This window comes from Acinetobacter sp. MD2(2019), assembly GCF_035615615.1.
In the GTDB taxonomy this organism is placed as follows: Bacteria; Pseudomonadota; Gammaproteobacteria; order Pseudomonadales; family Moraxellaceae; genus Acinetobacter.
Map to the genome: position 1 here is coordinate 1 of NZ_VTDU01000038.1, position 9,815 is coordinate 9,815.

10 protein-coding genes are annotated in these 9,815 nt (G+C 42.5%); 1 reads left to right on the plus strand and 9 read right to left on the minus strand.

Annotation, left to right across the window (positions count from 1 at the left end):
* Positions 1-1,452, plus strand: a 1,452-nt coding sequence (locus I2F62_RS12505) for a zinc ribbon domain-containing protein (RefSeq protein ID WP_324627325.1), incomplete at its 5' end; no start/stop codon positions are given.
* Positions 1,453-1,557: 105 nt separating this feature from the next.
* On the opposite strand, the gene I2F62_RS12510 is transcribed toward I2F62_RS12505, so the two are convergent.
* From I2F62_RS12510 to nuoH, 9 genes are all read right to left on the minus strand, one after another.
* The gene (locus I2F62_RS12510) at positions 1,558-1,848 is read right to left on the minus strand and encodes a cold shock domain-containing protein (RefSeq protein WP_324627326.1); all 291 of its coding nucleotides are present in this window, start codon (positions 1,846-1,848) and stop codon (positions 1,558-1,560) included.
* 114 nt (positions 1,849-1,962) lie between these two features.
* A complete protein-coding gene (upp, locus tag I2F62_RS12515) occupies positions 1,963-2,598 on the minus strand; it encodes a uracil phosphoribosyltransferase (RefSeq protein ID WP_324627327.1) in 636 nt (211 codons plus the stop codon).
* 107 nt (positions 2,599-2,705) lie between these two features.
* Positions 2,706-4,202 carry an NADH-quinone oxidoreductase subunit NuoN gene (gene nuoN, locus I2F62_RS12520; protein ID WP_324627328.1) on the minus strand — a complete coding sequence of 499 codons (1,497 nt, stop codon included), beginning with the start codon at positions 4,200-4,202 and terminating at the stop codon, positions 2,706-2,708.
* The gene (gene nuoM, locus I2F62_RS12525) at positions 4,202-5,803 is read right to left on the minus strand and encodes an NADH-quinone oxidoreductase subunit M (protein ID WP_324627329.1); all 1,602 of its coding nucleotides are present in this window, start codon (positions 5,801-5,803) and stop codon (positions 4,202-4,204) included. The genes nuoN and nuoM overlap by 1 nt, the downstream gene beginning before the upstream one ends.
* Before the next feature lies 1 nt (position 5,804).
* Positions 5,805-7,700, minus strand: coding sequence for an NADH-quinone oxidoreductase subunit L (nuoL, locus tag I2F62_RS12530; RefSeq protein ID WP_324627330.1), 1,896 nt, complete (start codon positions 7,698-7,700; stop codon positions 5,805-5,807).
* The gene (gene nuoK / locus I2F62_RS12535) at positions 7,697-8,005 is read right to left on the minus strand and encodes an NADH-quinone oxidoreductase subunit NuoK (RefSeq protein ID WP_324627331.1); all 309 of its coding nucleotides are present in this window, start codon (positions 8,003-8,005) and stop codon (positions 7,697-7,699) included. Before nuoK ends, nuoL begins: the two co-directional genes overlap by 4 nt.
* Entirely contained in the window at positions 8,005-8,517 is a 513-nt protein-coding gene (gene nuoJ, locus I2F62_RS12540) for an NADH-quinone oxidoreductase subunit J (RefSeq protein WP_324627334.1), read from the minus strand. The genes nuoK and nuoJ overlap by 1 nt, the downstream gene beginning before the upstream one ends.
* A complete protein-coding gene (gene nuoI, locus I2F62_RS12545) occupies positions 8,517-9,059 on the minus strand; it encodes an NADH-quinone oxidoreductase subunit NuoI (protein ID WP_324627332.1) in 543 nt (180 codons plus the stop codon). The genes nuoJ and nuoI overlap by 1 nt, the downstream gene beginning before the upstream one ends.
* Before the next feature lie 18 nt (positions 9,060-9,077).
* On the minus strand, positions 9,078-9,815 hold a 738-nt coding region (gene nuoH / locus I2F62_RS12550; RefSeq protein ID WP_324627333.1), incomplete at its 5' end, for an NADH-quinone oxidoreductase subunit NuoH.

Below are 9,815 nucleotides of genomic sequence, written 5' to 3' on the forward strand. Positions count from 1 at the left end.
ATTTTGTACAGCCTGTTTCCAAATCTTATTTTTTCGCCGTTATTTATCCGCCATGCTGCCGAAGCCCAATTTCAAAATGCCATTGTTTTTGTCATTACCCTGCTCAGCGCCACCATCGCAATTGTGGGTGCTTCGCCGAATACCGCAGATTGGTTAGGGATTTTTTATAATTTACTCGCTGTGCTAATTTTACTCAGACCGATGGTTAATCCACGTAGCAGTAAACAAGACCTTGGCTTAGCAAAAATTATTGGCTTAATTGTAATTGCGATTCTTGGCCCTGTCATTCTGCCAATGTTCACCCAAAATGCAGTTGCGCCTGCATGGCTACCTAGCATGACTAAAGCAATTTTCACCTTAGTGGCGGCGTTAATTGCAATTGGTTTATTCTTCTTGGCTGTGCTTGCACAAATGGTAAAAAGACCACCTCAAGCCAGTACGGGTATGATCCAAGACAGCGTAAGTATGAATTGTCATCCTAGCCAGTTATTTGATGAATTAGAGCGCCATCTTCAAAACCAATGGGTGAGCGCCATTCCTAATCGCATTTATTCACGTTTACTGCCACAACTGGAAAAAAATAAAGACCGTGGTAGTTTCGAAGGCGAAATTCTGGAAGAAACACAACCTGTGCCGGCCAACACGCTTAAAGACATGACATTGTCCTCTTGCTTTAAAGAAACGCATTATCGCTGGTTAGCCATTTTAAATAGTTTTGGCATCCTGTGTTTCTTGGTTGCGGTGCTGTTACTGAGTTTATTTGCCAATGGCATTTATAACGGCCGTTTTGTAGATTCAAGCTATTTTAGTTTTGGATTTTTTGGTGTGTCGATGTGGATTTTAGGTAAATTCTGCTTTGACCACGGTAATTATTTATGGAGCCGATTCGATTTTGTTTCAGAATTAATTTGGGTAGAAGCCAAAGGAAATTACCAACTGTCGCGCGTGAATTTTGGTCGCTATTTGGATGATACGATTAAAACTGAAAAAGATGTTATTAATATTGAAACCATGACCTTACGCGTATGGTATGCCGAAATTAGCACCACAACATTTGGGAAATATCAGCAACGCAGCATTTTAAGTATGACTTCGCTTAAAGATGAAGCACTGAAACTCAAAACCCATTTGGCCGATTTTATTCAAGATCAAAGCATGATTGTGGCACCCACGGCCAATAGCGATATCAATCGTATCTCGGCAATTAATCAAATTAACCAAGCCATGCAACAGCCACAAACCAGTGCAACCAGCGAAAGTATTCGTCTTAAACTTTCCCCAGAGCAATTAAACTCAGAAACCGCAGACCTTGCCATTGCCAATGATGTGTTGATAAACAAAGAAGATACCAATGTACAAAAGCATAGCTTCTGTACCCATTGTGGAACGCAACTCAGCGCAAGCATGTTATTTTGTCCACAATGCGGCACCAAAAAGAATACGGAACTTTAATAGAAAGTCTGTATCGCTTGGCTAAATGTGCGCGAATATCGCTTATAGATTGTTATTCAGATTCAACCGAAAGCATTTTTTCATCAGATGCTTTCGGTTTTTAAATTAACCACGCAAATTATTTAATAACGCACTGGTAATCGCTTTATTGTGGTTAGTAATGGCAGTTTTTTTGGTCTTGGCAGGATTTGGATCGACACGCTCAATTTGAGTTGCTTTGAGTTTATCGCCATTTTCTTGCAGCACAAATTTCACTTTTTCATTGCGTTTTGGTTCCGCGCCTTCAGGAAATTCTGAAATATGAAAAAATACATCGCCTTCACTTGTACCAATAAAACCAAAGCCTTTATCGGCATTATATTGCTTGATTTTTCCAGTGTAGAATTCTTTCTTCATGGCATTCATCCTCATGTTTGCATGCAATTATGACCATGCATTGCAGTCATGCGAAGGTTTAAGCGGCATTGTTTAAACAAACGCTAAGCTTAAACCTTGTTCTGACCGTTTAAATTAATCTTTTTGCACGCTACCAAAGATTTTATCTCCAGCATCGCCTAAACCCGGCACAATATAACCGTGCTCATTTAAACCATTATCGATTGATGCGGTAAAAATTCGAACATCTGGATGCAATGCTTCAACTTTGGCAACCCCTTCTGGTGCTGCAACTAAAACCATGACACGAATATCTTTACAACCACTTGCTTTTAAAACGTCAATTGCTGCAATTAAAGAGCTGCCTGTGGCTAACATTGGGTCAATAATCATGGCAATACGGTTTGCCACATCTGGCACAAGCTTTTTGTAGTAGGTGCGCGCTTCTAAGGTTTCTTCATCACGCTCAAGCCCAAGCACACTCACCTTGGCACTTGGAATCAGGTTAAGAACACCATCTAACATGCCAATACCGGCACGCAAAATAGGGACGATGGTAATTTTTTTGCCTGCAATGCGCTGCGTGGTCACTTCTCCGGCCCAACCATTAATTTCGTGATCGATCACAGGAAGATCTTTGGTCGCTTCATAGGTCAATAACATGGTTACTTCTTGAGAAAGTTCACGGAAGTTTTTCGTGCTAATGTCTGCACGGCGAAGTAAACCTAATTTATGACGAATTAACGGATGACGTATTTCTTGAATAGACACGGGAGAAAGACCTAATCATTTAAATTAGCGCTAGTATATCCCTTTTTCAGCCTAAAATAAAAAAGCCCTCGTAAAGAGAGCTTTTTTATCTGGCAAAAATTGTTAGATTAATGACCAAATAACATATTTTGAATTGGCGCTAAGATTTGTGCTGCTGTTGCAATCTTAATCAATGGATCTGGATATACACCAAAGAAGATCACCAAAACAGTCACGGCAAGAACCATGATTCCACCCGCTTTTTGTCCCCAATGTGCCTGTGCATCAATACGAGGAGTTTCAGGTGGCGTTAAGTACATGACAATCATGACACGTAAATAGTAATACAAACCAATACCACTACCTACAATCACCATTGCTGCTAAGAACCAGTGCCCTGCTTCTACAGCCGCTTTCACAATCATAAACTTACCAATAAAGCCCGCAGTTAACGGAATACCGGCTAAAGAAAGTAACATGACGGTTAATGTTGCGGTCAGTACAGGACGGCGCCAGAACAAACCACGATAGTCTGCAACGCTTTCAGCATCATCATTTACATTGTATGGGCTAGACATTAATGTCACCACACCAAACGCGCCAATGGTTGTGAAAACGTAGACCACCATATAAAGGTTTACACTGTCTAAGCTAAAGTAGTTTTTGCTAATTAGTGCAATCAGCAAGTAACCAAAATGTGCAATCGATGAATAAGCTAAAACACGTTTTAAGTTCACTTGGCGTACAGCAAGTAAGTTACCTGCCAAAATAGACAGCACGGCAATAATACTTAAAATGACGCTAATTGATGGAATCAACGCACCTGCGGCAAGCACATAACGCACAAATAAGCCAATGGTTGCAATTTTCGCAGCAGTGGCTAAGAAGGTTGCAATCGGTGCTGGTGCACCTTGATACACATCTGGCGTCCATTTATGAAATGGTGCAAGCGATAATTTAAACGCAATGGCAAAGATAATTAAACCTAAGCCCAGCACAACCATTGGGTTGCCCGCTTTAATAGCCTGCAACAATGGCATAAAGCCCGTATAGAACGACAATGTACCGGTGTAGGCGTAAATGTAGGCAATACCCATCAACAACATAGCAGATGCTGTTGCAGATAACACCAAATATTTCATTCCCGCTTCAAGTGACTTTGAACGTTCATGCGTGTATGCCAACAAACCATAAATTGGCACAGACATTAACTCTAAACTAATAAAGAATGATGCGTAATGCGTGCTTGCAACCATTAATAATGCGCCAGCAGTAGACAGCAACATTAAAATATAAAGTTCTTCGCGGTTGTCTTTATAGTTGTCGATATAGGCATGTGACAAAGTACAGCATGCCAAAGCAGCAATTAAAATCATCAGTTGATAGAGCATGGTAAATGGATCAACCATAAACATGCTCATGATGTTGGTCGGTTGGAAATTCCCACCAAACATTTCTAACAACACATAAAATGCCGCGAGGTTTAAACCAATCACCGATGCTGTTGCAATAACAGTATGGTTACGTTTAATTGCCGTTAAAATCATCACCACAATTGTTGTTAGCGAAACAATAATGACCGGTGCTAATGGCAAAAAGTCAGAGAAATTCATTGTGAAGTTCATTAGCGGATCTCCACATTATCAAGTTGGCTAATCGCCTGTTGCATTAAATCCGCACCATTTTGAACAGGGATATAACTATTGGCTAACCATTGCATGCTTGAATTTGAAACATCCAAGAATGTTTGTGGATAGACACCCAGCCAAACCAGACCAATCACGCAGATTAATAAAATAATCATTTCACGGGCAGATAAGTCTTTTAACGGCTGTGAATAATGCGCTTGTTGTTCTTTATTTGGCTCGCCAAACAAAGTCCGGTGAATCAGAATCAAACCATATAACCCTGCAAACACCAAGCTCACTGCAGCAAGAATGGTAAAGGTTGGATATTTGGCAAATGAACCCATTAAAATCAGGAATTCACCAATAAAGTTACCCAGACCCGGCAAACCAACCAATGCGGCAATAAAGAACATAAGGAAAATTGGTAAGTAACGGAATTGACCACGCATACCACCCATTAAACGCATATCACGCGTATGAACACGTTCGTAAATCTGACCACACATAATAAACAGTGCCGCCGAAGATAAACCATGTGCCAACATCATGATCATCAGACCCTGATAAGTCAGAAGATTACCTGCATAAATGGCAAGTAAAATAAAGCCCATGTGCGAAATTGAAGTGTAAGCCAATAGGCGTTTCATATCGGTTTGATGGAATGCACACCATGCACCGTAGAAAATACCAATTAAACCAAACACAATGGCAATATCCGCAAATTGAGCAGACGCTGCTGGGAAGAATGGAATAACAAAACGCAATAAACCGTATGCTGCGGTTTTAATCAAGATCCCCGCTAAGTCAACAGAACCTGCTGTTGGGGCTTGTGCGTGCGCATCGGGTAACCAGCCGTGTAATGGAAACACAGGAAGTTTGACTGCAAATCCGATAAACATACAAATCATGAAGCCATAAGCGAATTCTGGCGGTAAATGATGTGCAACTTGCATTAAGAAGTTGTAATCAAAGCTCACCACACCATTGGTCATGATGTATCCCCAAACCACAAGGCCGAGGATTGCAATCAGCATAATCAAGCCTGAAACTTGAGTATAAATAAAGAACTTGGTTGCTGCGTAAACACGTGAACGACCGTTTGAGCCTTTATGTCCCCAAAGTGCAATTAAGAAGTAGATTGGAACCAGCATCATCTCCCAGAAGAAGAAGAACAAGAACAAATCTAGTGATAAGAACACCCCGATTACCCCACCTAAACTCCAAAGTAAGTTTAAGTGGAAGAAGCCAACATTCTTTTGAATTTCACCCCAAGAACAACCAACAGCCAAAATACCCAGTAATGCGGTTAAAGCCACCATCATTAAAGATAAGCCATCTACGGCTAAATGGATGCTAATGCCTAAAGAGTTAATCCAAGGCAAGAAGAATTGGCTTGCAAAGGTTGGTGCTTGTCCACCCAATTCGAATTGGTAATTACCATGGCTCCACAGAACTAAGCTTAAAGCCAAAGTGACAAGCATGCCAATTAAGGCAATCCAACGTGGAAGGTGCTGGTCGATTTTATCGACCAACCAGCATAGGAAACCAGCAATGAACGGAACAAGAATCAACGCGGGTAGAATTAAATTGTTTTCCATTTTATTTCCCCACGACCTGCATCACAATCAAGATCATCAGTAATACCACGATACCGAGTGACATGCTTGAAGCATATTCACGTAATGATCCCGTTTGACGAGCGCTTGTGAAGCTATTACCACCTTTGACTAAAGCCGGTAATACCAACCACATGCTATCAATTGGGTCACGACCTAATAACTTCGCAATGAATAAGTAAGGTTGTACAAAAATTAGGTTATATAAGGCATCGAAACCAAATGCATTACTCCAAATATGGGCAATACCTGCACCTAATGACGTTTGAGCAAAGGCTTTTACTGCACCATAAGCAAAGGCAAATAACACCACGCCAATCGCTAAACCAACCAAGGCAATGCCCACAGCTGTATGTTCTGCACCGTGAACCATAGCTTCTAGGTTTTCAGGAATCTCAAACGCTGGGATTTTCGCCGCTGTAAGCAAGTTGGCTACAGGTGCTTTTAGCAATGCACCGACTGCTGTCGAGAGTACAAGTAAAATTGAAAGTGGTCCCCAATAGGTCACGCCTTTAATTTCATGCGCATGAGTTTTCTCTTCACCAAAGAACACCAACCAAATTAAGCGGAAGGTATAAATTGAGGTTAAGAATGCCCCTGCAACCCCTGCCCAATATAAGCAGTTGTATAACGGAAGATTTGCTAACACGCCATGTGCGTACACTTCACCTAAGATGGCATCTTTAGAGAAGAAGCCCACGGTTAAGAATGGAATCGCTGCAAGCGCACCGCCACCGACCACAAAACATGCGAAAACGAATGGAATTTTTTTCCAAAGTCCGCCCATCTTCATAATATTTTGTTCGTGATGACACGCTAAAATCACGGCACCAGACGACAAGAACAATAGGGCTTTAAAGAATGCGTGAGCAAGCATATGGAATAAACCCGCTTGATACGCTTCTGCACCCACCGCCATAAACATATAACCAAGCTGACTCATGGTTGAGTAAGCCAAGACACGTTTGATGTCGGTTTGTACCAAGGCTGCAAAACCTGCCACCAATAATGTGATTGCACCTGTTACAGAAATAAACTGCATCACTTCAGGTGCCATTTCAAACACAGTATGGGTACGGCATGTTAAATATACGCCCGCAGTCACCATGGTTGCCGCGTGAATTAACGCAGAAACGGGTGTTGGACCTGCCATTGCATCTGCCAACCAGGTTTGTAGTGGAATTTGCGCTGACTTACCTGCTGCACCTAAGAACAACATTAACGCTGTCCAAATGGTTAAGCTATGGTTTTGTGCCAATACCGTGTGAGCGTTATCTACAATGGTTGCAATGTGCAAAGTACCAAACTGTTGGTAAATTAAGAACAATGCAATCAGTAAGAATACGTCACCAATACGGGTTACGGTAAAAGCTTTAATGGCTGCCCAACCATTGTCTGGGTTTGAGTAGTAGAAGCCAATTAACAGGTAAGAACATAGACCTACGCCTTCCCAACCCAAGAACAGCACTGCAAGGTTATCGCCTAATACCAAAATCACCATGCTCGCAACGAACAGGTTAAAGTAAGAGAAGAAACGTGCATAACCTGCTTCACCGCGCATATACCACGAAGCAAAGATATGAATTAAGAAGCCAACGCCTGTAATCATGCCGAGCATCAGCAGCGATAAGCCGTCTAAATGTAAGCTGAACTCAGGCGCAAAGCCTGCAACGTTAAACCATGTCCATAAATGTTGCACATAAACAGGTTCGCCACTGGCTAAGAACGTAGAGCCTGCAATGAAAGCAAATAAAGCGGATAAACCGACTGAACCTACGCCCACAATGGCCGCAACGTTTTCAGAAAGCTTGTCTTGCCCTGCCGCTAAGATTAAAAACCCAATTAGCGGAAATAATATGGTTAAGAATAAATAACTCATCCGCGCATCTCACTTGCAGCATCCACATCCAAATGATGGAAGCGATGATAAAACTGAAGGACAATCGCTAAACCGATACACGCTTCAGCAGCAGCCAAGGTCAATACAAAGATAAACATGATCTGACCGTCTGCTTGTCCCCAAACGCTGCCTGCCAGCACAAAAGCCAGTGCAGCAGCGTTCATCATGATTTCAAGGCTCATCAGAATAAATAGAAAATTGCGACGCACCATCACACCGTAAAAACCGAGTGCGAACAGAACAGATGCAACGATCAAGCCGTGTTCTAAAGGAATATTTCCCATTAGTCTTGCTCCTCGCTTGGTTCTCTTTTACCTAAATGGAACGCTGCAACCAATGCGGCAAGCAATAGCATCCCTGCAATTTCAACCAATAATACGTATTGAGTAAATAAGGCTTCACCCACTGCTTTTGGCTCGATTACGGTGTGACCTAAGGCTGCTTGCGTTGGCGTGTAATCACTGCCCAACATCCACACCAAGGTTAAACCGAGCAAGAAGCTCATTAACGCAGGCACAGCCCATGCGTCAGACGTCAACCATTGGCGTTCTTGTGCAACGGTATGCTGACCTAAGTTCAGCATCATCACCACAAACACAAACAACACCATAATTGCTCCAGCATAAACGATGACTTCAAGCGCACCAGCAAACGGCGCGCCCACCATCATGAAAATACCTGCAACTGCCAGTAAAGACACAATTAAGTTAAGTAAAGCATGAACAGGATTGGCGTTGGTCACAACGCGGACTGTCGAAACAATGGCCACAAGAGCCATTAAATAAAATGGCCACATCATGGTAATAAGCTCCGTACATCGACAGGTGCGCTTTCTTTTTGCGCTTGACCTTTTTCTTTACCGCTGACTGCCATGCCCGTTACACGATAGAAGTTGTAATCTGGGTATTTACCTGGACCTGAAATAAGTAAATTTTCTTTTTCATAAACCAAGTCTTGGCGCACGTATTCACCTAATTCGAAATCAGGTGTTAACTGAATGGCTGTGGTTGGACACGCTTCTTCACACATACCGCAGAAAATGCAGCGTGAGAAGTTGATACGGAAAAATTCCGGATACCAACGACCGTCTTCTTTTTCTGCTTTTTGCAGTGAAATACAACCGACAGGACAAGCAACAGCACAAAGGTTACATGCGACACAACGCTCTTCGCCATCTGGGTCACGCGTTAAGACAATACGTCCACGGTAACGTGGTGGCACAATCTGCTCGGCAGGTACTTCTGGGTACAAAATCGTGTCGCGTTTACGTGTTGCATGTGAAAAAACCATCCACAATGTCCGCACGACAGACCCGACACCAGCTAGAATTTTAATCATTTTATTCTCCCTGCTGCCTTAGACCGAATGCTTAAGTAAAATAACTGCACCAGTCACCAACAGGTTCACTAATGCTAAAGGTAAGCATACCTTCCAACCAAAATTCATGACTTGGTCATAACGTGGACGCATGAGTGCACCACGCGCCAAAATAAACATCATCACAAAAAATGCTGTTTTGGTAATGAACCAAAATGCTGGTGGAATAAATGAAACTTCAAGGTTAAACGGCGCAAGCCAGCCACCAAAAAATAGCGTCACAATCAGTGATGAAATTAAGACGATGTTGACGTATTCGGCAACGAAGAACATCCCCCATTTCATGCCGCCATATTCGACATGGTAACCTTCAGACAATTCTTGTTCAGCTTCGGGTTGGTCAAATGGATGACGATGCGTCACCGCAACACCTGCCACCACAAACACCATAAAGCCGATAAACTGCGGCACGATATTCCAAACATCGCGTTGTGATTCAACGATATCACGCAAGTTAAATGAACCTGCAATCGCCACAACACCCATTAACGAGATACCCAAGAACACTTCATAAGAAATGGTCTGTGCAGATGAACGTAACGCACCGAGTAAGGCATATTTGTTATTTGATGACCAACCTCCAAATAACACTGCGTAAACAGCAATGCCGGCCATTGCCATAAAGAACAATAGACCAATGTTCATGTCTGCTGCACCTAAGTACGGGCTCACAGGAATGACCATGTACGACAGTACCGCAGTTGCCATGGCAACTGC

Coding starts and splice junctions, on each gene's coding strand:
- I2F62_RS12510 (WP_324627326.1), bottom strand. CDS start 1,848: ATGAAGAAAGAATTCTACACTGGAAAAATCAAGCAATATAATGCCGAT.
- nuoN (WP_324627328.1), bottom strand. CDS start 4,202: ATGAACTTCACAATGAATTTCTCTGACTTTTTGCCATTAGCACCGGTC.
- nuoM (WP_324627329.1), bottom strand. CDS start 5,803: ATGGAAAACAATTTAATTCTACCCGCGTTGATTCTTGTTCCGTTCATT.
- nuoL (WP_324627330.1), bottom strand. CDS start 7,700: ATGAGTTATTTATTCTTAACCATATTATTTCCGCTAATTGGGTTTTTA.
- nuoK (WP_324627331.1), bottom strand. CDS start 8,005: ATGGGAAATATTCCTTTAGAACACGGCTTGATCGTTGCATCTGTTCTG.
- nuoJ (WP_324627334.1), bottom strand. CDS start 8,517: ATGTGGCCATTTTATTTAATGGCTCTTGTGGCCATTGTTTCGACAGTC.
- nuoI (WP_324627332.1), bottom strand. CDS start 9,059: ATGATTAAAATTCTAGCTGGTGTCGGGTCTGTCGTGCGGACATTGTGG.